This window comes from Ruegeria sp. C10 (assembly GCF_056537805.1).
Genome location: NZ_JBQFSC010000001.1, coordinates 127,031 through 148,865 on the forward strand (window position 1 = coordinate 127,031; position 21,835 = coordinate 148,865).

Annotated in this window: 22 protein-coding genes; 11 read left to right on the forward strand and 11 right to left on the reverse strand. The window is 57.9% G+C overall.

Annotation, left to right across the window (positions count from 1 at the left end; translation table 11 throughout):
- Positions 1-77 precede the first annotated feature (77 nt).
- Positions 78-287, reverse strand: a complete 210-nt coding sequence (locus tag ACR0DE_RS00650) for a hypothetical protein (protein ID WP_170566948.1) — start codon at positions 285-287, stop codon at positions 78-80.
- A gap of 450 nt (positions 288-737) precedes the next feature.
- On the opposite strand from ACR0DE_RS00650, the gene ACR0DE_RS00655 reads away from it, so the two are divergent.
- Positions 738-1,985 (forward strand): MFS transporter, encoded by a 1,248-nt coding sequence (locus tag ACR0DE_RS00655; RefSeq protein WP_480751098.1) that lies wholly within the window; start codon positions 738-740, stop codon positions 1,983-1,985.
- Between the two features lie 386 nt (positions 1,986-2,371).
- Here the strand turns inward: ACR0DE_RS00655 and rpsO are convergent, their stop codons facing one another.
- From rpsO to ACR0DE_RS00670, 3 genes are all read right to left on the reverse strand, one after another.
- A complete protein-coding gene (gene rpsO, locus ACR0DE_RS00660; protein ID WP_050605082.1) occupies positions 2,372-2,641 on the reverse strand; it encodes a 30S ribosomal protein S15 in 270 nt (89 codons plus the stop codon).
- A gap of 143 nt (positions 2,642-2,784) precedes the next feature.
- Complete coding sequence (locus ACR0DE_RS00665; protein ID WP_480706466.1) at positions 2,785-3,819, reverse strand: calcium-binding protein; 1,035 nt, start codon at positions 3,817-3,819, stop codon at positions 2,785-2,787.
- Between the two features lie 96 nt (positions 3,820-3,915).
- Positions 3,916-4,419, reverse strand: coding sequence for a DUF1643 domain-containing protein (locus tag ACR0DE_RS00670; RefSeq protein WP_170513974.1), 504 nt, complete (start codon positions 4,417-4,419; stop codon positions 3,916-3,918).
- Positions 4,420-4,525: 106 nt separating this feature from the next.
- On the opposite strand from ACR0DE_RS00670, the gene ACR0DE_RS00675 reads away from it, so the two are divergent.
- Positions 4,526-5,974, forward strand: coding sequence for a pyridoxal-dependent decarboxylase (locus ACR0DE_RS00675; protein WP_170515046.1), 1,449 nt, complete (start codon positions 4,526-4,528; stop codon positions 5,972-5,974).
- Between the two features lie 7 nt (positions 5,975-5,981).
- Here the strand turns inward: ACR0DE_RS00675 and truB are convergent, their stop codons facing one another.
- From truB to rbfA, 3 genes are read right to left on the reverse strand one after another with little or no spacing between them, the layout of a single operon-like run.
- Positions 5,982-6,890, reverse strand: a complete 909-nt coding sequence (gene truB, locus ACR0DE_RS00680; protein WP_480751104.1) for a tRNA pseudouridine(55) synthase TruB — start codon at positions 6,888-6,890, stop codon at positions 5,982-5,984.
- A gap of 54 nt (positions 6,891-6,944) precedes the next feature.
- Positions 6,945-7,685: a phosphodiester glycosidase family protein gene (locus tag ACR0DE_RS00685; protein WP_480751107.1), complete on the reverse strand. Its 741-nt coding sequence runs from the start codon at positions 7,683-7,685 to the stop codon at positions 6,945-6,947.
- Positions 7,682-8,077 carry a 30S ribosome-binding factor RbfA gene (rbfA, locus tag ACR0DE_RS00690; RefSeq protein WP_170513964.1) on the reverse strand — a complete coding sequence of 132 codons (396 nt, stop codon included), beginning with the start codon at positions 8,075-8,077 and terminating at the stop codon, positions 7,682-7,684. The genes ACR0DE_RS00685 and rbfA overlap by 4 nt, the downstream gene beginning before the upstream one ends.
- A 90-nt stretch (positions 8,078-8,167) precedes the next feature.
- Here rbfA and dapB point away from each other — a divergent pair, with 90 nt between their 5' ends.
- Entirely contained in the window at positions 8,168-8,977 is an 810-nt protein-coding gene (dapB, locus tag ACR0DE_RS00695; RefSeq protein ID WP_480751110.1) for a 4-hydroxy-tetrahydrodipicolinate reductase, read from the forward strand.
- 72 nt (positions 8,978-9,049) lie between these two features.
- Here dapB and tmpB read toward each other — a convergent pair whose 3' ends face one another.
- Both tmpB and tmpA read right to left on the reverse strand, forming a co-directional pair.
- Complete coding sequence (tmpB, locus tag ACR0DE_RS00700; protein ID WP_170515037.1) at positions 9,050-9,640, reverse strand: (R)-1-hydroxy-2-trimethylaminoethylphosphonate oxygenase; 591 nt, start codon at positions 9,638-9,640, stop codon at positions 9,050-9,052.
- Entirely contained in the window at positions 9,637-10,773 is a 1,137-nt protein-coding gene (gene tmpA / locus ACR0DE_RS00705) for a 2-trimethylaminoethylphosphonate dioxygenase (protein WP_170466584.1), read from the reverse strand. Before tmpA ends, tmpB begins: the two co-directional genes overlap by 4 nt.
- Before the next feature lie 99 nt (positions 10,774-10,872).
- Between tmpA and ACR0DE_RS00710 the strand changes: the two genes are divergently transcribed.
- Positions 10,873-11,733 (forward strand): LysR family transcriptional regulator, encoded by an 861-nt coding sequence (locus ACR0DE_RS00710; protein WP_170394662.1) that lies wholly within the window; start codon positions 10,873-10,875, stop codon positions 11,731-11,733.
- Here the strand turns inward: ACR0DE_RS00710 and ACR0DE_RS00715 are convergent, their stop codons facing one another.
- Positions 11,734-11,916, reverse strand: coding sequence for a DUF1674 domain-containing protein (locus tag ACR0DE_RS00715; protein ID WP_170394659.1), 183 nt, complete (start codon positions 11,914-11,916; stop codon positions 11,734-11,736).
- A gap of 90 nt (positions 11,917-12,006) precedes the next feature.
- Here ACR0DE_RS00715 and ACR0DE_RS00720 point away from each other — a divergent pair, with 90 nt between their 5' ends.
- The 7 genes from ACR0DE_RS00720 (at position 12,007) to ACR0DE_RS00750 (ending at position 20,469) form a co-directional block, all read left to right on the forward strand.
- Positions 12,007-13,266, forward strand: coding sequence for an RsmB/NOP family class I SAM-dependent RNA methyltransferase (locus ACR0DE_RS00720; RefSeq protein WP_480751113.1), 1,260 nt, complete (start codon positions 12,007-12,009; stop codon positions 13,264-13,266).
- Between the two features lie 88 nt (positions 13,267-13,354).
- The gene (locus tag ACR0DE_RS00725) at positions 13,355-15,094 is read left to right on the forward strand and encodes a heparinase II/III family protein (protein ID WP_480751115.1); all 1,740 of its coding nucleotides are present in this window, start codon (positions 13,355-13,357) and stop codon (positions 15,092-15,094) included.
- A 22-nt stretch (positions 15,095-15,116) separates the two neighbouring features.
- Positions 15,117-16,706: a bifunctional phosphoribosylaminoimidazolecarboxamide formyltransferase/IMP cyclohydrolase gene (gene purH, locus ACR0DE_RS00730; protein WP_480751117.1), complete on the forward strand. Its 1,590-nt coding sequence runs from the start codon at positions 15,117-15,119 to the stop codon at positions 16,704-16,706.
- Positions 16,706-17,176, forward strand: coding sequence for a signal peptidase II (gene lspA, locus ACR0DE_RS00735; RefSeq protein WP_170394647.1), 471 nt, complete (start codon positions 16,706-16,708; stop codon positions 17,174-17,176). The genes purH and lspA overlap by 1 nt, the downstream gene beginning before the upstream one ends.
- Before the next feature lie 50 nt (positions 17,177-17,226).
- Positions 17,227-17,742 carry a DUF3035 domain-containing protein gene (locus ACR0DE_RS00740; RefSeq protein WP_170466572.1) on the forward strand — a complete coding sequence of 172 codons (516 nt, stop codon included), beginning with the start codon at positions 17,227-17,229 and terminating at the stop codon, positions 17,740-17,742.
- Between the two features lie 85 nt (positions 17,743-17,827).
- The gene (locus ACR0DE_RS00745) at positions 17,828-19,168 is read left to right on the forward strand and encodes a M16 family metallopeptidase (protein ID WP_170513933.1); all 1,341 of its coding nucleotides are present in this window, start codon (positions 17,828-17,830) and stop codon (positions 19,166-19,168) included.
- Positions 19,165-20,469, forward strand: a complete 1,305-nt coding sequence (locus tag ACR0DE_RS00750; protein ID WP_170626781.1) for a M16 family metallopeptidase — start codon at positions 19,165-19,167, stop codon at positions 20,467-20,469. The genes ACR0DE_RS00745 and ACR0DE_RS00750 overlap by 4 nt, the downstream gene beginning before the upstream one ends.
- Positions 20,470-21,000: 531 nt before the next feature.
- On the opposite strand, the gene ACR0DE_RS00755 is transcribed toward ACR0DE_RS00750, so the two are convergent.
- Positions 21,001-21,810, reverse strand: coding sequence for an SDR family oxidoreductase (locus ACR0DE_RS00755; RefSeq protein WP_480751121.1), 810 nt, complete (start codon positions 21,808-21,810; stop codon positions 21,001-21,003).
- Between the last annotated feature and the right edge of the window lie 25 nt (positions 21,811-21,835).

A 21,835-nucleotide genomic window follows, 5' to 3' on the forward strand; every position in this document is an offset into this window, starting at 1 on the left:
GGCGGGCGTTTTTGGTCCGGAGCGGCCCCTGTAGTGCGTACCCATGCAGAAGTCATCAGGAGCGTACCAAACGGCGGTCAGTGCAGCGAATCCTTGCGTTTGCCTTGGGTTGGATATTCCATCTTTTCATCTTCTAGGATCCCGCGAAGAACCGCCGCTGTCTCGACCTTCGAAATTGCCTTCTTATGGTCGTAGGGATTATTCAAAATCGACCGCGCATTTGTGGCGTTGGACGTCTCAGACATCTTGGTTGCAAACACCCGGCTCAGAATTGTCTTCAATGGCATCATTCAACTCCCGCAACATATGGTCATCAAATCCTTGCCGCTGCGGGTCAGGTCCAAGCCACTTGAGGGAAGGGCTCAAAGACCAACTTCCGTGAGTGTGAACCCGCAGCGACACCGTCCATGTAAGAAAAATGGGGTGCCGAGAAAGGGGGAAGAAATCTGCTGTTTGCATCATTTTTTTGACCGCTTGGAAAAAAATCACGGCACTTCTTACGCTTACGTCAACCTTCTAACCTAGGGCCCGGCTTTCGCGACGCGGCGTCACAATTCGAAACCCAAGGTCAGCCACCCGGATACCGCCCGTCGCCGCGCCAAATTGGACAGAAAACGAAAGAGCCCATACCCTGACTCCGGGCAACTCTTGGCGCAGCACGTGTTTCTTGTGATGTGACCTGCCCCCTCGATGTTTTTGAAGTTGGATTTTTCCGGGACCGTAACGAGGATGCTGTTATGAACCTTTCACGATTGTCTCTGTTGCTGGTCGTATTCATTGACGTGATGGGTTTTGGATTGATCGTGCCGATTTTCAACACGATCCTGCTGGATCCACACCAGGCTTTCCTCGCACATGGAACAGCGACGAATATCCGCCAGCTCGACTATACGATTCTGATTGTCGTCTTCTTTCTGTTCTACTTTTTCGGGGCGGCCTTTATCGCCAAGTTGTCGGACTATATCGGGCGTAAAACAGGCATCATGATCTGCCTTACCGGTGCCCTGATCGGCTATGTTCTGACTGTGGCCGCGATCATGACGTCCAGCTATTGGCTGTTACTTTTGGGGCGCGCCACTTCCGGGTTTACGACGGCCAACCAACCCATTGCGCAGGCCGCATTGATCGACATCAGCCATGACGATCAGGAGAAATCAAAAAACCTCGGGATGATTGTTGCGGCATCCGCGCTGGGCCTGCTCGGGGGGCCACTGATTTCAGGGTTGCTCAGCGACCAAAACCTGATGGGGTCATTTGCGTCACTGGAACTGCCTTTCTACGTCGCCATTGCCCTGATCCTGATCAACATGGCACTGATTCTGTTCTTCTTCTCCGAACCCGGTTTCAAAAGACAAAAAATTGACTTCGGGCTTTTAGATGTTGTTTTGAACCTGTGGAAAGTCTTCTCGCACCCGGTCGTTTTGCGGCTTTCGGTCGTCATGTTGTTCTCGCTGATGTGCCTGAATGCGTTTTTCTTCTTCATCGACACGTATCTGCTGACCCGGTTCAAGTTCAGTACGCTTCAAAACAGCATGGCCCTCGCCGTGTTCGGAGGCTCCATGGCCTTTGGCAGTGCCTACCTCACCGCACCGCTGCACGAGCGCTATAAAAAGTTTCCGATTCTATATGTCTCCATTGCAGCCATGGCGCTTGGGATATTGGCCTTCATGCTGAACCCCATGGCCGATCTGACCTATGTCCTGATTGTTCCGATAACCATCGCGTTCGCGATCATGTACCCGACCATGCTTTCGTTGTTTTCCGCGAGCGTCGGCCCAACCGAGCAAGGTTGGGTCATGGGTGTGACAGTCGCCATCTACGCGTTGGGCTCCGGGACCATTACGGCCCTCAGCGGGTCCCTCATGGCTATCAATTTGCGGATGCCTTTCGTGCTCGCGGTCATCTGCGGTGTACTGGCATTGATTGCGATGGCGAAACTCTTTCGCCATCCCGGCGTTCAAGCGCTTGATACCAAAGGCAAGTAGGTTTCATCAGTGTGTCCCGAACGAAAATGGGCGCGCCCGCTACAGGCACGCCCAGTAAAAAAGGGAGGACTATGAAAAACCTGACGCTCGAAACAAAAGAAGCGCCTACTCACTAACATCCTCAGAATGGCGCAATCTTTGACCGCGTTCAGTGAAGTGGTTCACAGGAAGTTAAAAAAGTTTGCGCTTCTTTGCGTAGCGGTAAGGTTTGGGCCGCAGGTATGTGTGTGCCGTCTCTCATGAACATGGCGGGAAATTCGCGCGCCGCACAGTTCACTAGATTAGACAGTGACCAAAACAAATACGCCCACCAAATGGCGGGCGTACAAGATGTACAATTTGTACGAACAGGGCCTCAGCGCCTGTACAACATGAACAAAACGCGTTTAGCGGCGGATGCCCAGCTTTTTGATCAGGTCCTGATAGCGTGCTTCTTCTTTGCCCTTCAGATAGTCCAGCAGCTTACGGCGCTGAGCAACCATCTTCAGCAGACCACGACGACCGTGGTTGTCTTTCTTGTGGGTTTTGAAGTGCTCGGTCAGGGTGTTGATGCGCGAGGTCAGGATAGCAACCTGGACTTCAGGCGAACCAGTGTCGCCGTCCTTGGTTGCGAATTCTTTCATGACGCGTGCTTTATCAGCGGCAGTAATCGACATCGGGGTCTCCTTTAAAGGTTAGAGTTGATGGCGCAGGCCGGGATGTCGTCCAGCACAGGCCCATGGAGAAAACCGCACCGATTCCGATGCGGATGGGCGCGTATAGGCGCATTCACCGCAAATGGCAAAGGGATTCTGCAGGCTCAACTGGTGAAGGCGTACTGCTCCAACTGGGCTTCGGTCACAAACTGAATATCTTCAACAGTCAGTCCCTCTGCGCCAAAAAGCTGAGCGACGTCTTCGCCATTGACCCGAACATGGGTCAAGCTGTTGTTTTCACTGTCCTGTTCGATCGTTAATTCCGGTTCTTCCGGGTTGTCCCAGGTGATCAGAAGCTTGTCGTGACCGATCTGGAAATCCATGATTGTCGTGGCTTCCTGCTCGGGGTCGGACTGCACAACGATCTCGTCCTCACCCTCTCCACCTGTGACCACATCGCCGTCTTCGGCAAGAATGACGTCGTCCCCAGAGCCCCCGTTTAGGAAGTCGCGCGCAGGCTCGTCCGGGCCGTCTTCTCCGGACAAGATGTCATCACCATCTCCGCCAAACAGGGCGTCTTCACCGGCACCCCCAACAAGGTAGTCGTCGCCATCTCCGCCTTGTAGCGCGTCGTCGCCGTTATCGCCGCTTAACGTGTCATCGCCCTGACCACCAAAAAGCCGGTCATTCCCATCACCGCCGCTCAGATCATCTGTTCCGAAATGACCATACAGGTCGTCATTTCCTGACATTCCGTCCAGCGCGTCGTCACCATATTCACCATGGAGCACATCATTCCCGAGGTTGCCAAACAGGACGTCCCCGCCACCACCGCCATACAACACGTCGTTGCCGGCGCCGCCGTCGATCCAGTCGTCCCCGCCATATCCGTTGATCTGATCGTTGCCTTCCTGCCCGGTCACAACATCCGCATCCTCATCGCCCGCAATGACCAGATCGCCCTCATACTCAGACACAATCTCGCCAGTGTCAGAGTCGGTTTCCTCGGCAGAGCTGGGCTCGTCGACATTCTCGTCCGCGTCAAGCAAATTGCCTTCCGACAGGTCGTCGTCGGTCGTTTCCTCGATGCGATCGTCTTCCTCCTCGTCATCGCCTTTGTCTTCTGGCACAAGTACGTCGCTGATTGCGTAGGCCGCACCACCCATGGCGGCCATTCCGAATAATCCGATCAGAAACATATCTACCCTCCGCAAGCACAATGGCTCCGAGTGTAAAACATCTCATGCAAACAATGGCTTGGTCAAAGCGAAGCTGAGAGCGTGGTTAATCCTTTATCACCAGGGTTCGGGCTGCTGAGTGTACGCAATGTAGAGAGGATGCTTCGGATGCCCGTCCTTGGTCAGCCCAAGGTGGAACAAGGGCTGGCCCGTGCCGCGCAGCAAGTCCTCAACTGCGGGGCCGCGTTCCAGATGTGCGCCATGGGTGCCCCAGGCGGCGATGACCTGATCCGCCCATTCCACGCCGTCCAGGATGGCTGCGTCATTCTCAGGCCCCACCGGATCTGCAGATGCACGCATCTTGCGCGGATCAGTGTCGCGCCAGGCAAAGATATTGGTGACCTGAAAAGCTCCGAAACCCAGTGTGCGTGCGCGACGCTCGCAACGTTCCACCGTGGGGTCGTTCTGCACCTCGGTCGCCGTCGACGGATTCAGCATCACAAACAACGCCTTGCGGCCCGCCGGGTTCCAGATACGGGTCAGGCTATAGCGGTATTTTTCGCAATCGGAGTAGATGGCAGTCGAGGGCGCGTCGCCCTTGGTATGAGAACGGGTGATCATGCAGTCGGGTTTGGCTGGAATTAGGCCCGTTTACAAGGGGCGATGTCCTGATCCTTAACTTGTGCTATACCTGCCTTCATTTGAACGGCTTATTCTGGGGGAAGACATGACATTCGAGACATTGGATCCGGCGGATTGGGAGCAGACCCGCAAGTTAGCACATGAAATGTTGGATATGGCGTTGGATCATACGCGTGATGTGCGTGATAGGTCGATTTGGAAAGATATGCCGACTGCCATACGCAACGGGTTCGAAACGCCTGCACCTCAGCAGGGTATGCCGTTGGGTGATTTGATGGATGATGTCCAGTCTCAGGTCATGCAGTATCCAATGGGCAATATTCATCCCCGGTTTTGGGGCTGGTATATGGGCGCGAGCAATTTCACAGGCGCGATGGCGGATTTTCTGGCTGCGGTTCAGGGATCGAACCTAGGGGGTGGGAATCATGCGGCAGCCCTGATCGACCGACAAGTCGTCGACTGGCTACGCGAGATGATCGGTCTGCCGGAAGGGGCCAGTGGGACATTGGTCAGCGGCGGCAGCGTGGCAAACTTGATCGGGCTGACGGTGGCCCGCAACGTCAAATCCGGGATCGACATGCGCGAAGAGGGCATCGCCGCCATGGATAAGCCGATGCGGTACTACGGATCGGATCAGATGCACAGTTGTCACCAAAAGTCGCTCGAAACACTGGGTCTGGGCAACAAGGCGCTGCGGCGTGCTCCTACGCAAGACGATTTGACGATGGATCTTGAAGCGCTTGCCGGCATGGTCGCGCAGGATCGCGCAGACGGCCTTAACCCCGCTTGTGTGATTGCTACCGCCGGAACCGTGAACACAGGCGCCATCGACGACTTGTCGGCGATTGCCGATTTCTGCCGCGAGGAAGGCCTGTGGTTTCATGTTGACGGCTGTATCGGTGCGTTAATTGCAATCGCCCATGATAACAGTTGGCGCGTGTCCGGCATCGAACGCGCGGATTCCGTCGCGCTCGACCCACACAAATGGTTACACGCGCCTTTCGAAGTGGGTTGCGCGTTGGTGCGAAGCCATGATGCCCACCACGCGACATTTACTCTGACCCCGGAATACCTGGAACCGCAATCCCGAGGCGTCGCCGGGGCGGCGTTTTTGCACGATTACGGCATTCAGACTTCGCGTGGGTTTCGAGCGCTCAAGGTCTGGATGTCCTTGAAGGAGCACGGCGTTCAGAAATTCGGCAGGCTCATTGATCAGGATATCGAAAAGGCGCGTTATCTGACTTCGCTGATCGAGGCAGAGGATGACCTCACCTTGATGTTCCCCACCAACATAAACATCGTTTGTTTCCGTTATGACCCGGGCGGTCTCAGCCCCGAAACTCTGCGTGCGATTAACAGCGAAATCATGTTGTGCCTGCAAGAGGAAGGCACAGCGGTTTTATCGGATACAACGGTTCAGGGAGCGCATTGCCTACGGGTGGCGGTCAACAATCACCGCACGCAAAAGCAGGATCTGGATCTACTGGTGTCCGAGATACTTCGACTGGGTCACAAATTGCGTATCGCCGCCTGAACAGTCATCAGATGGCGGCAAAGACGCGGCTTGGGTGCAATTCGCCCGACTTGTAAATTCCTACGGCCACGGCCTTGCCATCCAGCGAGGCCCAGGCCTCGTCGCCGTATTCCACGTCAGAGGCCAGCACCATGCCCGGATTGCCATTCCGCAGACGGGTGGCTCCTTCAGAGGTGCATTTCAGCTCGGGTAGGTCCGACAAGCCGGTTTCCAGCGGATGCAGATAATCATCCAGAGCGGTGGTTTTGGCCATCTCGTCGATCTGTTCGATGGTCAGGCCATCCTCGGCCTCAAACGGGCCGGACCAGATGCGGCGCAGTTTTTTCACGTGGCCGTGGCAGCCGAGCGCCTCACCCAGATCACGCGCAATGGAACGGACATAGCCACCTTTGCCACAGGTCATCTCCAGCACGACGTGGTCTTCGTCGGGGCGGTCGATCAGCACCAGTTCCTCTACCCAAAGAGGGCGGGCGGTCAGCTCTACATCCTCGCCATCTCGGGCCAGCTTATAGGCGCGTTGACCGTCGATTTTCACGGCCGAGAACTTGGGCGGCACCTGTTTGATATCGCCCAGAAACGGGCCGAGCGCTTGTTTGATATCCTCATCCGAGGGGCGCGCAATGCTCTTAGCGATGACTTCACCCTCAGCATCATCGGTGTTGGTGGCCTGCCCCAGCCGCACGGTGAAGGTGTAGGCCTTCAGCGCATCGGTGATGTAAGGAACGGTTTTGGTTGCCTCACCCAGCGCAACGGCCAGAACGCCGGTTGCCTCTGGGTCCAGCGTGCCCGCATGGCCGGCTTTCTTGGCGTCCATCGCCCAACGCACCTTGTTGACCACCGCGGTCGAAGTCATGCCAGCGGGCTTGTCCACCACCAGCCAACCGGAAATGTCGCGGCCCTTGCGTTTGCGTCCCATTCTACACCTTGAGTCTTGCTGAGGCGCGCGAGTTAGCGGATCGTTTCGATGCTGTCAATTTGCCGGAACGTCCTCGACGACACCCACGATGGGTCCCAGCGAAAACCCGATATCCGACCGGTTGCTGGCGCGATCATACATGCGGGAAATGTTGCCATCTAGAAACAGCGCATTCGGTGTTTTTAATACATCGCGGAATAGGCTGCCGAATTCGTAGAAAGTGACGTAATCGTCCGAGATCGCAAACACCACACGCGTGCCATCGGCGCTGGTGCCCACTCCGTTTCGGGTGTAGCGCGAGGTTGAATCCGGCAGAAAGCGAGGGTGTAACTCTCCGTTGATCACCAGCATGGGGCCCGATTGTGTCGCAAAGCGGCACTGCGGCGCCTGATCGACGAAATCCAAAGTCTCGAACACATCGGCACGGTTTTCACGGATGCAGAACACACCGTTGGGCAGCAGTCCGAAATTGCCGGGTCCGGCATTCGGTATCACGCGCATCTGCTCTTCCCCGTCTTCGACATAGTGGCCGACGGGCGAGCGGTCGTCATGGTACATGCCCGCATTCATCGCAAAGACGAGCCTTTTCCCCTGAGGCTCCAACGCCTCATTCACCGAAGAGAAATGACCCAGCAGATCGCCATTTTCATCGTTCAGAAACAGGCGCAAATCTTCCGAGGCATCGACCTCGCAAATGGTATAGCGCTTGTCCTCATGAGTCAGCTTCTCGCAGGTGACTGCAGAGACTTGCGCGGCCCAAAGGACAGCACACAGCGTGACAAGGGTACGGATCACTCGTCCAGATCGCGGCGTACCGCGTCCTGATTAAACATACGGCGGGTGTCGTCCAGTCGATCAAACGTGTCGTCCAAACGGAACCGCAGGTCGGGTGAGAATTTCAGGCCCACCTTCTTGCCCACTGCGCGCCGAAGCTCACCCTTGTTTCGAGCGAGCAGTTCGATCACGTCCTCCTGCCCCTTGCCGCCCAAGGGCAGCACATAGGCGGTGGCGATCTTCAGATCGGGCGAGGTGCGCACCTCACCCACGGTGATCGACATGCGGTTCAGGTCGGGGTCGTGGACATCTCCGCGCGCCAGAATCTCGGACAGGGTGCGGCGGATCAGTTCGCCGACGCGCAGCTGTCGTTGGGAAGGGCCGGGGCCATCGTGGAATTTGTTCTTTGCCATGCCCCCCGATCTAAGCCCAAAGCGGGGCTTTGCCAAGCGGGCGCGAACCGGGTAGGAGGCTTTGAGCCGACTTTAGAAAGGACCAGCGCAATGACCCATATTCCGGGGATCGTCATCACAGGGGCTTCGGGCCGTATGGGGCAGATGCTGATCAAGACCGTGTCTGAGAGCGATCAGGCGCGTCTGGTTGGTGTGGTCGAGCGTAAGGGTCATGACTGGATCGGTCAGGATGTGGGTCAGGCAATGGGCGGGCAGGCGCTCGGTGTTACCGTCACTGACGATCCGCTGGAGGCATTTGCGCAGGCGCAGGCTGTTATCGACTTTACGGCGCCCGAGGCGACGCTCGAGTTTGCCGCGCTGGCAGCACAAGCGCGGTGCGTTCACGTGATTGGCACCACCGGAATGACGGATGAACAGATCGCAGCTTTGGAACCTGCCGCGCGCCATGCCGTGATTGTGCGGGCCGGGAATATGAGCCTCGGGGTAAATCTGTTGGTTCAGCTGACTAAGAAGGTCGCCGCCGCGCTGGATGAGGATTTTGATATCGAGATCATCGAGGGGCATCACCATCACAAGGTCGATGCGCCTTCAGGCACGGCTTTGATGCTGGGCGAAGCTGCCGCAGAAGGGCGCGGTGTCAAGTTGGCGGATGTGGCCGATCGGGGCCGCGAGGGTATTACCGGTGCGCGAAAACGCGGCGATATCGGCTTCCACGCGATTCGTGGCGGAGACATTGTCGGCGAACACGATGTCCTGTTCGCGGCACCCGGTGAGCGTATCGTGTTGCGCCATCTGGCTACTGACCGTGCGATCTTTGCCCGTGGGGCGCTCAAAGCCGCGTTGTGGGGTCAAGGCAAGGCGCCGGGCCAGTATGACATGGTGGATGTTCTGGGGCTGTAGGCTTCAGGATCAAGAGCCAAGAAAATTCGACGAATTTTCTTGGCTCTATCGATCGGGCGGATGAAAGCTGTCTCAGCTTGCCTGAATGTGCCGGTCGACCATCCGTTGTACCATCGGTGCGAAATGGGCGAAATCCGGGGTCTCCATATCAGCGCGTTTTCCCGCTTCGTCCAGATAACGGACCTGAATGATCTCTTTCAGGTTCGGATTTGCCTCGAACTCGGCTATCTCCTTGGCACTCATCGGACCACCCTGCAGTTCCAGCGTATGGACCGAGGCTGCGGACAGGCGATTGAAATACTCCGGCTTGGTGGCGCAGAGATACCGCTTGGCTGCCACGTGGTACCGGCAGCAATCGGTGATGACCGACGGAAAGAACTGCTCCAGCACCTCGGCACCTGCATCTTCATGATGCCGGTCCTCGGTATCGTCCGGATGGTAAGTGCCGAATTCCGACGTAAAATGGCCAATGTCGTGCAACAGCGCACCGACGATAATTTCTTCGGACTGCCCGTTCTGTTCCGCAATCGTGGCACCCTGCAGCATGTGCTGGGCCATGGTGACGGGTTCGCCCAGATATTCCTCACCCCCCCGACGATCGAAGATGTCGCTGATAAAGGCAACGATATTGTCCCGGTTTAAGGTCGAGAAATCGGGTTTCATTCCGCCGCCTCCGGTTGTGTCATCTGCATGGCGGCCAGTGTCGAAAGCAGCCCATCCTTGTCAGCATAGCATCCCTGCAACCAGCGAGACCCGGCCCCGGAATAGCCCAGCCGTGCATGCATTACGCGAGTGTTGTCGACGATGAAACTTTCGCCCGGTTCCAGCTTGAAAGACACGCCCATAGCGGGATCGTCAATGATCTCGCCCAGCTGGCGATAGGCCGCATAGTAGGCTTCCATCTTGTCAAAGGGTACATCCACGAACGGCGCAGACGAGCGGTTGTTGAAGCGAATGCCGATCAACTCGCCATCGGGGGAAAGCTCGATCATCGGGCGACGTGACCGCAAACAGACCCCGTCCGAACCTTTATACTCGAACCGTGCCGGATAGCCTGCAAGCAAGGCGAAGCCCTCGGGGTTCAGATCGCGCAGACGCTCAGCCGCGCGGAAACCATCGACAACGATGGAATCGCCGCCTTCAGCCGAATTCTCAAGGCAGTAGAGGATTTGCAGTGTCGGTACCGGGTCGCGATAAGGGTTGTCGGTATGGGCCTGCAACCCCAACCCGGTATAGGCGAGGTTGGTCGGGTTCACCTCGGTCCGAACCTCGAAATAGGGGCCATAATTTGTCTGGCGCACGTAGCCGAACAGATCGGCCACTTTCAGCAGCGATTCGGGCTCGGTTGGGCCACCTGTCAGCTTGGCAAAGCCGTACTCCGCGACGGCAGCCAGCCAGCTGCGCTTGGCCTCAGGGTCGGTGTGCACCCTTTCCCAGTCACCGCTGGGGGCGCTGATACCACGCTCCCATGTGGTGACGCCGGATGCGGTGCGGCCAACTTCTTGCGCCTGTTCGCGGTCATAAACGTGATCGGCCAGCCAATCGGCAGGGAACATCACGGATTTGTTTTCGGGCTGGAACGTCACGCTCAGATCGCCATTTCGGATCTCGGCAGCGCTGACCGAGATATCGGAGGGGATATCGCCGATTGTGATCAGGCGCTGCCCGTTGCCGGGGGCGCGGGTCTCGGGGTCCAGCGCATTGTCGCGCAGCCAAATGGCGTGGAAGCGGGCCTGGGTACCATCGGAAAACGCGACAGTGACCACAGATGGGTCGAAAGTAGCTGAGCGCAGCATGGGGTCTCTCCTGTTCGGCGCGGGCTTTGCTTGAGGAGATATGCGCTTCGTGACATTACTACAATTAAACCTTATTGCCTCTGAGACTTGGAAAATCTTATGGATAAGAAGAAGATCGGACTACCTCCATTGGACTGGCTGCGTGTGTTCGAAGCCGCCGGGCGGCTGGGTGGTTTTTCTGCTGCTGCGCGCGAATTTGGTTTGACGCAGGCGGCGGTCAGTCAACGGATAGGCAATCTTGAGGCGTGGCTGGGCCGGTCATTGTTTGTGCGCGAAGCCCGCGGTGTTTCGCTGACCATCGAAGGCGAAAGCTATCTGCCATTGGTGCAGGACAGCCTGCAAGCACTGGAACGCAATACCGAGGATCTGTTCGGCAAAACTCCGCGCGAGCTTCGGGTCGCGGGACTTTCGTCGCATATCCACGCGCTGGTTCTGCCAGCCTTGCCCACGTTCCTTGAGGCGCAGCCAAATGTGCGTGTAATGACAGATTCGATGGCCCGCCGCGCCTCGCTGGAGGAAGAACGTACCTGGCTGCAGATCCGCTATGGCAGAGGTGTCTGGCCTGGACGAAAGGCAAAGCTTATTGCGCCCGAAGTGCTGGCACCGATGGCCGCATCCGGCATCAACTGGGGTGCGCCGCTGATTGATTTGCGCGGAGAACGCCCCGGCTGGAAGGACTGGGCGCAGGTTGCGGGGGTTGATGAATTACCGGCTGGCCGGATCAGTTTCGACTCGGTGGGTCATGCGATCACGGCGGCGCGTCAGGGCATGGGGATCGCCTTGGGTTCAATCCCTCTGGCATCGGGCAGCATCAAGACTGGTCAGTTATACAGACTGGATATGCCTGAGCTTAGGACAAAGGATGGCTATTGGCTGACTTGGCCCGAGGATCGGGCAAGATCGAAGCGGCAAAGGGCGTTGATAGACGACTTTCTGCAAGCGCTGCGGGGCGGGGCCTGATCAGAAATCGATGGCGATGCCCTTTTTTTCCCAATCACCATAGCGTGCCGGATCGGGACCGTCGCGCCCACCCAGTTCCTTAGGCTGCGCCTTGGCTTCCGCTTCGGCCTTTTTGCGACGTTCCTCAGCCTCGGCCAATGCGCGCTGAGCGGCGGGGGGCAGGTCTTTGCGCTCGTCACTCATGACATCGGGTTCCTTTCTGTTCAGGGCCTTGATATACGCCCTCGTCCGCCCAAGGCAATGCGGCAAAGGTCACGAGAGGCACTCAGCATCATGTCAAACTCTGCAACCGCCGCGCGGCGCAGTGCAATCTATCTGCTGGATCAGATATTGGGCGAGGGGCGGCTGTTACCTGAATGTCTGGCGGCCGGCGCATTGGATCGTCTGGTACCCGAGGATCGCGCGCGCGCGCAGCGTCTGACTATTGAAACCCTACGCGGGCTTGAGCGTGCCGACCGGCTGTTGGCCGATCACTTGCGGCAGACACCGGCGCTAACGGTGCATAACGCGCTGCGGCTTGGAACAGTCGAGTTGTGTCAGGGCGAGGCCGCGCATGGCGTGGTCAATTCGATGGTCGAGATCGTGGGACGCTCGCGCAAGCATGGGCGGCTCAAGGGGTTGGTGAATGCAGTCTTGCGCAAGATTGCCGCCGATGGACCGGATGCTTGGCCCAAGATGCGCGTGCCCCGTCTGCCCGACTGGCTGCGCGATCCTCTGATCATGGCGTGGGGCGATGACGCAGTAAAGGGTATGGAACAGGCCCATTTCAATGGTGCACCGCTGGACGTGACGCTGAAACCGGGCGCCGAGGCGCCGGGCGGAGAAGCCCTGCCCACCGGCTCAGTCCGTTTGCAGGATGCGGGGCAGGTGTCAGCTTTACCGGGCTACAAGCGTGGAAACTGGTGGGTTCAGGATGCGGCAGCGGCGCTGCCTGTGCGCGTGCTGGCCCCGAAAGCCGGGGAAAAGGCGTTGGACCTTTGCGCTGCGCCCGGTGGCAAGACGTTGCAATTGGCTGTGGTAGGGGCAGAGGTCACGGCGCTGGATATCTCCGAAACACGGTTGGAGCGGGTGCGCGAGAACCTGAAACGGACAGATTTGAAGGCTAAGGTGATCGCTGGTGATGCGCTGGACCATCAGGGCCAGTATGATGCCATCCTGCTCGACGCACCGTGTTCGGCCACGGGCACGATTCGCCGCCATCCTGATTTACCCTTCGCCAAGGATGGCTCGGAATTCGGGGGATTGATCGAGCTACAGGCCCGTATGCTGGCCCATGCCTGGACCCTGCTCAAACCCGGAGGCCGATTGGTATATTGCACCTGTTCCTTGTTGCCGGACGAAGGAGAGGTGCAGATCGAAGAGGCGCTGGATCAATACCCGGATATGCAGATTGACCGTGCGGCGCTTGAGATTGCGGGCGTTGAACCGGACTGGATTACAGAAGAAGGTGGCTTGCGTCTGCGCCCGGATTTTTGGGCGGACAAGGGTGGCATGGACGGGTTCTATATCGCCTGTCTGAACAAATCCGCTTGAGGCGACGCTTTTCGATGACTTGACGCGCGGACCGGTCTATCGTGTGTTCAAGCGCCCGCAGAGCGCAAGGGGCAGAGTCGCAAGCGTCATGTCAGAATCGGACACAATGGCCAATCGCTGGATGCGGTTTCAGAACCGCCTTTACGCGCGCCTGAGCCAAAGGCGGAAGGCGGTTTCGGGATTCGTCAGCCAGCCTGAGCCGCGCACCGTGGGTTCGTTTGCACGCGGGCGACAACTGGTGGCCGGGAATCTCCTTTTCGCAGGATATCTGGTTGAGGCGGATGACACCGATCTCTGGGATGTTGCTGCACCCAGTCCGGATTTCGATGATGAACGCCACGGTTTCATCTGGCTGGATGATTTGGCAGCCGTCGGCGATATGCGCGCCCGTGAAAAGGCGCAGCGATGGGTCTGGGGCTGGATCACCGCACATGGGCGCGGGAAGGGACCCGGCTGGGCGCCGGACCTGACCGGGCGTCGGGTGATGCGCTGGATCAACCACGCGCAATTTCTGCTACGCGGCGCTGATGAGGCGCAAAGCAGAGCTTTCTTCCGCTCCTTGGCACAACAAACATGGTTTCTTTCCAAACGCTGGACAGCAGCAACACCAGGATTGCCGAGATTCGAAGCGCTCGCAGGGCTGGTTCAGGCTGGTTTGGCCCTGGAGGGGTTGGAGCAACTGGCTGATCCCGCATTGCGCGCACTGGCCCGGGAATGCGACCGCCAGATCGATGCCGAGGGCGGCATTCTCACCCGCAACCCTGAGGAATTGCTGGAGGTCTTCACACTGCTGGCCTGGACCTCTGCTGCACTTGGTGAAGTTGGCCGAGGCACGCCTGCCTCTCAGACCGGGGCGATCAAGCGCATTGCACCTACTCTGCGAAATCTGCGTCATGCAGATGGATCTCTGGCCAGATTTCACGGGGGCGGGCGTGGGCTTGAAGGGCGGCTGGATCAGGCACTGGCACAAAGCGGTGTCAAGCCGCAGCAGCATTCGGACCTGTCAATGGGTTATGCACGATTGGCCGCCTCGAGAACCACGGTTCTGGTGGATGCCAGCGCGCCTCCCAAAGGTGCTGTGTCGTTCAACGCCCACGCATCCTCGCTTGCGTTTGAGCTGACCTCGGGGCGCCGTCCTCTGATCGTGAACTGTGGATCAGGCGGCAGTTTTGGGCAGGAATGGCGCAGGGCAGGGCGCGCGACCCCGTCGCATTCGACCCTATGCGTCGAAGGGTATTCCAGCGCCCGGCTTGCAGAAGGCGCAAATGGGTCGTCGCAGGAAGCATTGGTGGATGGCCCGCAGGATGTGCCCGTGGATTTCGAGGATGCATTCGAAGGCACCCGCTTTATGGTGGGTCATGACGGCTACGCCAAAGTGTTTGGCCTGACCCATGCCCGCACGCTTGAACTGCGCTTTGACGGGCGTGAGCTGGTGGGCGAGGATATTCTGCTGACCGCAACCGACAAAGCCAAACGGCAGTTCGATCGCGCGATGGACGGGGCAGGTCTGCAGGGGATCGCCTTTGACATCCGGTTTCACCTGCATCCTGACGTTGATGCGGCACTTGATCTGGGTGGCGCTGCGGTGTCGATGGCGCTCAAAAGCGGTGAGATATGGGTTTTCCGCCATGATGGCGTTGGAAAGTTGTCAGTTGAACCAAGCGTTTACCTTGAAAAAGGCCGTTTGAAGCCACGCGCGACAAAACAGATCGTTCTATCTGGGCGCGCAATGGAGTATGCGACGCGCATCCGGTGGACGCTCAGCAAGGCTCAGGATACAGCCTATGCCGTGCGGGATACGCACCGGGACGAGCCCGTTTTCGACTGACGCCAAAAGGACCTTTGGACCCATGACCGACCTTCACCCCGTGCGCCGCGCGTTGCTTTCCGTTTCCGACAAAACCGGGCTGATCGAGCTGGGAACGGCGTTGGCCGAACGCGGGGTTGAACTGCTTTCGACCGGCGGTACCGCGAAGGCGCTACGCGATGCGGGGTTGGAGGTGAAAGATGTCAGCGAGATCACCGGCTTCCCCGAGATGATGGATGGCCGGGTCAAAACGCTGCACCCGATGGTCCATGGCGGGCTGCTGGCTCTGCGCGATAATGACACCCATGTCGCCGCGATGAACGAACATGGTATCGGCGCAATCGATCTGCTTGTGGTAAATCTCTACCCATTTGAAGCGACCGTGGCCAAGGGCGCTGCCTACGATGAATGCATCGAGAACATCGATATCGGCGGCCCAGCCATGATCCGTGCCGCATCGAAGAACCATGCTTTTGTGAACGTGGTTGTGGATGTCGAAGACTACTCGTCGCTGCTGGATCAGCTGGAAGAGAATTACGGTAAGACTTCTCTGGGCTTCCGTCAGTGGCTGGCGCAAAAGGCCTATGCCCGCACTGCCGCCTATGACACAGCCGTGTCCAACTGGATGGCCGATGCGCTTGAGCTTGAGGCGCCCAAACGCCGCGCCTTTGCCGGTGAGCTGAAACAGACCTTACGATATGGCGAGAATAGCCACCAGTCGGCAGCGTTCTATGTAGATGGCTCGGGTCGTCCGGGCGTGGCGACGGCGGTACAGCATCAGGGCAAGGAACTGAGCTATAACAACATCAACGATACCGATGCCGCCTTTGAGTTGGTCGCTGAGTTCGACCCGGCCGAAGGGGCAGCTTGTGCGATTATCAAGCATGCCAATCCGTGTGGTGTAGCGAAAGGTGCGACGTTGCTTGAGGCCTATAAAGCCGCGTTCGACTGCGACAGGACGTCGGCATTTGGCGGTATCGTGGCGTTGAATCAACCGCTGGACGCGGAAACCGCGCAGGAGATCACGGGGATTTTCACCGAGGTTGTGATCGCTCCGGCGGCGTCAGACGAGGCCAAGGCGATCTTCGCCGCCAAGAAGAACCTGCGCCTGCTGACGACCGAAGCTCTACCGGATGTGACCGCCGGTGGTAAAACTGTGCGACAGGTGGCCGGTGGCCTGCTGGTGCAGGACAAGGATAACGGCTTTGTTGGTATGGATGATTTGAAGGTGGTCACCAAAAAAGCGCCATCTGAGGAGCAGATGCGCGACCTGCTGTTCGCGTGGAAAGTGGCGAAACATGTCAAATCCAACGCCATCGTCTATGTCAAAGACGGCGCGACCGTAGGTGTCGGCGCGGGGCAGATGAGCCGAGTTGACTCGGCACTGATCGCGGCAAAGAAAGCCGAGCGTATGGCTGATGCACTGGGCTTGCCCCAGCCGCTGACCATCGGTTCGGCCGTAGCTTCTGATGCATTCTTCCCCTTCCCCGATGGGCTTATGGAGGCCGCCGAGGCAGGCGCAACATGCGTTATTCAGCCCGGCGGTTCGATGCGTGATGATGAAGTGATCGCGGCGGCGGATGAAGCCGGTCTGGCCATGGTCTTCACCGGCATGCGGCATTTCCGTCACTGATGCGCGGTTCGTTCATCCTATGGGCCGGATTGGCGGCGTTTTTGATCGACCAGATCAGTAAGTATCTGGTCGTTCACGTCATGCGCGTGGCGCAGGGCGATATCGACGTGCTGCCACCGCTTCTGGTTTTCAGATACGGCGAGAATCGCGGCATCAATTTTGGCCTGTTTCAGGGCGACGGTGACGCCGCCCGCTGGGTGCTGATCGGGGTTTCCGTGGCGATCTGCCTGGGCGTCCTGATCTGGCTGGGCCGCATCGCTCCTACGAAGCTTCAACAATTCTGCGGCGGTCTCCTGATCGGCGGTGCGCTGGGAAATGTCGTGGACCGGGTGCTTTACGGCTATGTTCTCGACTTTTTGAACATGTCCTGCTGCGGGATCAGCAACCCTTTTGTGTTCAATCTGGCGGATGTGTTCATATTTGCGGGAGCTTTGGGATTGGTCCTGTTCGATGGCAAAAAGCCCTCGTGACCTGCCGGACGATATGCGATAAAAGCGCCTGAAACTGGCTGGAGACACTGATGCGTATGCCACGCGCCATTCTTGTTCTGACACTCGCCGTTGTCGTTGCGGGCTGTTCCGATATTGGTTTGCGCAATCTTGATCCGCCCGGAGCGGGGCCGGATGAATTTTCGGTATTGCCCGTCAAGCCGCTGACCCAGCCCAAGGACTACGCCTTTCTTCCAGCGCCGACTCCCGGCGGTGCAAACCTGACCGATCCTAACCCCAAAGCGGATGCCGTTGTGGCGCTGGGTGGTAGTGAGGCAGCGCTGAACCCGAATACCGCAATACCGGCCAGCGATGCGGCGCTTGTGACGGCCTCAAGCAGATATGGCGTTCCTGCCAATACGCGTCAGGTAACGGCCGAAGAGGATGCGGCTTTCCGTAAAAATCGCGGTCGCTGGACCCGCCTGCGCCTGTTCCCGGTTGATCGGTACTCGCAGGTTTATGAACGTCAGTCAATCGATGCGAACGCGACCAATGAAGCGGCGCGTCGTCGTGGGATCGAAACGCCGTCGGCCCCGCCGCTGGAATGAATTCTTCTTAACTTTCCGTCATTGGCCTTGAACCCCGGCGGCACCACCGTAGTTTGAATACCAGAAATGAAACGGAGGATGCCCCATGGTTCGGGCCCTGGCATTGTCGGCTGCCCTGATCGCCGCCACCCCCTTGTTCGCGAAAGAGGGGCAAGAGGCTGTCACCACATTTACGCTGGAAAACGGCATGGACGTCGTGGTGGTCGAGGATCATCGCGCTCCTGTTGTGCAGCATATGGTCTGGTACCGGGCCGGATCCGCCGATGAACCGATCGGATCCTCTGGCGTTGCACATTTCCTGGAACATCTGCTGTTCAAAGCCACCGACACAATGGAAGCGGGCGAGTTGTCAGCCACTGTCGCGGCCAATGGCGGCAATGACAACGCTTTCACTTCTTACGACTACACCGCCTATTTTCAGCGTGTCGCCGCTGACCGGCTGGAACTGATGATGCGGATGGAGGCAGATCGTATGCGCAACATCCGCCTGACCGAGAATGATATCATCACCGAACGCGACGTGGTTCTGGAAGAGCGTAATCAGCGGACCGAAAACAATCCACGCGCTCTGTTCGGAGAACAGATGAATGCAGCGCAATATTTGAACCACCGTTACGGAGCGCCGATTATCGGCTGGCGCCACGAGATGGAGGCGTTGGATATGGACGACGCCCTGTCCTTCTACCAGACCCATTATGCACCCAATAACGCCATATTGGTCGTCACCGGAGATGTTGACCCGGACGAAGTCAGGGCGTTGGCCGATCAGTACTACGGTGTTATCCCAGCCAACCCTGATTTGCCCGAGCGGGTACGCTCGCAAGAACCACCCCAGACTGCCGAACGTCGCCTGACCTTCAAGGATGCGCGTGTCGCACAACCCTACGTGCAGCGCAGCTATCTGGCCCCTGAACGGGACGCCGGTGAGCAGGAGAAGGCCGCTGCCCTGTTCCTTTTGGCGGAATTGCTGGGAGGAAGCACAACCTCATATCTGAATGAAAAGCTGCAATTTGAGCAGCAGAAGGTGGTCTATACCGGTGCGTTCTACAAGGGGGTCTCATTGGATGACACGACCTTTGATCTGATCGTTGTGCCGGCTGAGGGCGTTTCGCTTCAGGATGCGGAGGATGCCATGGATCAGGCCGTTGCGGATTTCATCGCGGAAGGTGTCAAGGATGAAGATCTGGAGCGCATTAAGATGCAGCTCCGCGCCGCGCAGACCTATGCGCGCGATAACGTGGACGGTATTGGAAACCGCTATGGTCGTGCGTTGACCAGCGGGTTGACGGTCGAGGATGTGCAGGCCTGGCCCGACATACTACAGGCCGTGACGGGTGACGAGATCATCGCGGCTGCCCGTGAAGTGCTGCAACCTGAAACCTCGGTCACTGGCTGGCTGATGCGTGACGATGAGGTGACACAATGAAACGGTTTGCCGCAACGCTGATTGCGCTGATCATTGCCCTTCCCGCCTGGGCCGAGATTAAGATCAAAGAGGTAACCTCGCCCGGTGGTATTACCGCTTGGCTGGTCCAGGATCATTCGATCCCCTTCACTGCGCTGGAACTGCGGTTTCGTGGAGGAACGTCGCTGGATGATCCCGATAAACGCGGCGCGGTCTATCTGATGAGCGGCCTGATTGAGGAAGGCGCCGGCGACATGGATGCCCGCACCTATGCACGCGAACTTGAATCTCTGGCTGCGTCCTTCAGCTACAGGGCAACAGATGATACGGTCTCCATTTCGGCGCGGTTCCTGACTGAGAACCGGGATGAAGTGATTGATTTGCTGCAGACCACAATTCATGAACCGCGTTTCGATGAGGATGCGATCGATCGGGTGCGCGCTCAGGTGATTTCGGGTCTGAAGTCCGACCAGACTGATCCAAGCGATATTGCCGGACGCAGCTTTGCTGAAATGGCATATGGGGATCATCCTTATGCGTCGGACGGTAAAGGTACGATTGAAAGCGTTTCAAGCCTGACCCGCGACGATATCGTCGCTGCCTACGACAATGTCTTTGCCAAGGACAGACTGTATGTCGGGGCAGTTGGCGACATCACGGCAGAAGAGCTGGGCGTACTGTTGGACGAATTGCTGTTGGATCTGCCAGCAACCGGGAAACCCATTCCAGAGAAGGCGAAGGTCACCATTGACGGCGGTGTCAGCGTAGTGGACTTCAACACTCCGCAATCCGTCGCCCTGTTCGGGCAAAGTGGCATTGATCGCGATGATCCCGATTTCTTTGCGGCCTATATCCTGAATCACATTCTGGGCGGCGGCGGTTTCGAAAGTCGCCTGATGCAGGAAGTACGTGAGAAACGTGGTTTGACCTATGGCGTGGCAACCTATCTGGTACCCAAGGATCTGGCGTCAGTGTATCTGGGCTCGGTCTCATCTGCCAATGACCGTATCGCCGAAGCGGTCGAAGTGATCCGACAGGAATGGGCGCGCGCGGCTGCGGAAGGTGTGACGCAGAAAGAATTGGATGACGCCAAGACCTATTTGACCGGGGCCTATCCGCTGCGTTTTGACGGCAATGGCCAGATTGCCGGAATCATGGTCGGGATGCAGATGGAAGATTTGCCTATCGACTACATTGCGACTCGCAACGACAAGGTGAATGCAGTGACCTTGGAGGATGTGAACCGGGTGGCGTCTGAACTGCTGGACCCTGAGGGGCTGCACTTCACCATCGTCGGAAAACCGGAAGGAGTGGACGGCTGACGTCGTCCATCTACACCTGCCGGACAGGCTTATTTGTTGTTATTGAGTGATTTTTCTTGGTTTTGACATCAATAGGTGATGTGAATCGTTGGCGGAAGCAACAAGTATGCGACCCTTCGGAGGGCGCGGCGCTTGTAGAGAATAGGCAATTCTCCGCCTTAATGGATCGTTAACTCGTCATGGCCATACTTTGGCCAGAAATGTCGAGAATTCTGTGCTAGTCGGGAATGGAGGTGGGATTCACCAGATCAACACCTCTTGTGACAAAGCTAAGGACGGATAGAAGCGCGATGATAGTTGCGATAATGGGATTGGGAACGCTTGCAGGGTTGTTGACCTTTGCTGCTGCGTTGGTTCTCGGTCAATCCCTACTCAGCGCGTTTGCACTATACGTGGTAGCCGGTTTGCTGACATCGCTTTTGGTCGCGGCTGGGGTCTACTTCAGAAGTTCTTAAACTAGATGGGCAGGAATTAAAGCCCAGCGACTGAATATGTCAGTCGCCAGGCCAAACCCCGTACCCTTTCCCAAGCTCAATCCTTTTTCGCCGCGCGCAGCATCTGGCCCATCATCTGGCCAAATTTGCCCGAGCCGCGCTGATACAAAGCCCCGTCAACCGCCAGGACCGTGCCGCTGATATAGCTGGCCATATCAGAGCTGAGGAACAGGCAGGCATTTGCCACATCCTGCGGTTGACCCCAGCGGCCCAGCGGGACATCCCGGCGCAGCTCTTCATGGGCGTTTTCGGTGGGGGCTAGCCGTTTTGCGCCTTCGGTTCCTTCGATAAAGCCCGGAACGACCGAGTTCACGCGAATGCCCTCGACGCCCCATTCCATCGACAGAGTTCGGGTGATCTGATCAACGCCCGCTTTGGCGGCGCACACATGGGCCTGCCCTTCGTAAGGCAAATAGGATTGCGGGGCCGAAATGTTGATGATGCTCGCACCGGGACGTTTGAGATAGGGGTAGGCCCCTTTCATGACGTGTATCGTGCCCATCAGGTCGATATCTATGACCGCCTTGAACGCGTTGACCGACATTTCCGATGCCAGCGCCGGGAAGTTGCCTGCTGCGCCCGATATCAGGACGTCGAAATCTCCAAAAGCGTCGTGGAATTGCTTAAGGCCTTCGGCTACGGCCTCTGGATCGCGCACGTCGAACGCCGCGCCAATGGCGTCGGATGCGCCTGCTGCTTTCAACGCAGCCACGGTATCATCGACCTTTTCCTGCGACCGGCTGGCGACAGCCAGATTAGCACCCGAGGCCGCAAAGGCCTCGGCAATGCCGCGATTGATACCGCTGGTGCCACCAATGACGATGACGGTCTTACTTGAAAAATCCATTTAGGCCTCCGGTGGTACGGGGGCC

Excerpts from the sequence above, each read along its gene's own strand:
- ACR0DE_RS00650 (WP_170566948.1), bottom strand. The coding sequence starts at position 287 with ATGCCATTGAAGACAATTCTGAGCCGGGTGTTTGCAACCAAGATGTCT.
- ACR0DE_RS00655 (WP_480751098.1), top strand. The coding sequence starts at position 738 with ATGAACCTTTCACGATTGTCTCTGTTGCTGGTCGTATTCATTGACGTG.
- rpsO (WP_050605082.1), bottom strand. The coding sequence starts at position 2,641 with ATGTCGATTACTGCCGCTGATAAAGCACGCGTCATGAAAGAATTCGCA.
- ACR0DE_RS00665 (WP_480706466.1), bottom strand. The coding sequence starts at position 3,819 with ATGTTTCTGATCGGATTATTCGGAATGGCCGCCATGGGTGGTGCGGCC.
- ACR0DE_RS00670 (WP_170513974.1), bottom strand. The coding sequence starts at position 4,419 with ATGATCACCCGTTCTCATACCAAGGGCGACGCGCCCTCGACTGCCATC.
- ACR0DE_RS00675 (WP_170515046.1), top strand. The coding sequence starts at position 4,526 with ATGACATTCGAGACATTGGATCCGGCGGATTGGGAGCAGACCCGCAAG.
- truB (WP_480751104.1), bottom strand. The coding sequence starts at position 6,890 with ATGGGACGCAAACGCAAGGGCCGCGACATTTCCGGTTGGCTGGTGGTG.
- rbfA (WP_170513964.1), bottom strand. The coding sequence starts at position 8,077 with ATGGCAAAGAACAAATTCCACGATGGCCCCGGCCCTTCCCAACGACAG.
- dapB (WP_480751110.1), top strand. The coding sequence starts at position 8,168 with ATGACCCATATTCCGGGGATCGTCATCACAGGGGCTTCGGGCCGTATG.
- tmpB (WP_170515037.1), bottom strand. The coding sequence starts at position 9,640 with ATGAAACCCGATTTCTCGACCTTAAACCGGGACAATATCGTTGCCTTT.
- tmpA (WP_170466584.1), bottom strand. The coding sequence starts at position 10,773 with ATGCTGCGCTCAGCTACTTTCGACCCATCTGTGGTCACTGTCGCGTTT.
- ACR0DE_RS00710 (WP_170394662.1), top strand. The coding sequence starts at position 10,873 with ATGGATAAGAAGAAGATCGGACTACCTCCATTGGACTGGCTGCGTGTG.
- ACR0DE_RS00715 (WP_170394659.1), bottom strand. The coding sequence starts at position 11,916 with ATGAGTGACGAGCGCAAAGACCTGCCCCCCGCCGCTCAGCGCGCATTG.
- ACR0DE_RS00720 (WP_480751113.1), top strand. The coding sequence starts at position 12,007 with ATGTCAAACTCTGCAACCGCCGCGCGGCGCAGTGCAATCTATCTGCTG.
- ACR0DE_RS00725 (WP_480751115.1), top strand. The coding sequence starts at position 13,355 with ATGTCAGAATCGGACACAATGGCCAATCGCTGGATGCGGTTTCAGAAC.
- purH (WP_480751117.1), top strand. The coding sequence starts at position 15,117 with ATGACCGACCTTCACCCCGTGCGCCGCGCGTTGCTTTCCGTTTCCGAC.
- lspA (WP_170394647.1), top strand. The coding sequence starts at position 16,706 with ATGCGCGGTTCGTTCATCCTATGGGCCGGATTGGCGGCGTTTTTGATC.
- ACR0DE_RS00740 (WP_170466572.1), top strand. The coding sequence starts at position 17,227 with ATGCGTATGCCACGCGCCATTCTTGTTCTGACACTCGCCGTTGTCGTT.
- ACR0DE_RS00745 (WP_170513933.1), top strand. The coding sequence starts at position 17,828 with ATGGTTCGGGCCCTGGCATTGTCGGCTGCCCTGATCGCCGCCACCCCC.
- ACR0DE_RS00750 (WP_170626781.1), top strand. The coding sequence starts at position 19,165 with ATGAAACGGTTTGCCGCAACGCTGATTGCGCTGATCATTGCCCTTCCC.
- ACR0DE_RS00755 (WP_480751121.1), bottom strand. The coding sequence starts at position 21,810 with ATGGATTTTTCAAGTAAGACCGTCATCGTCATTGGTGGCACCAGCGGT.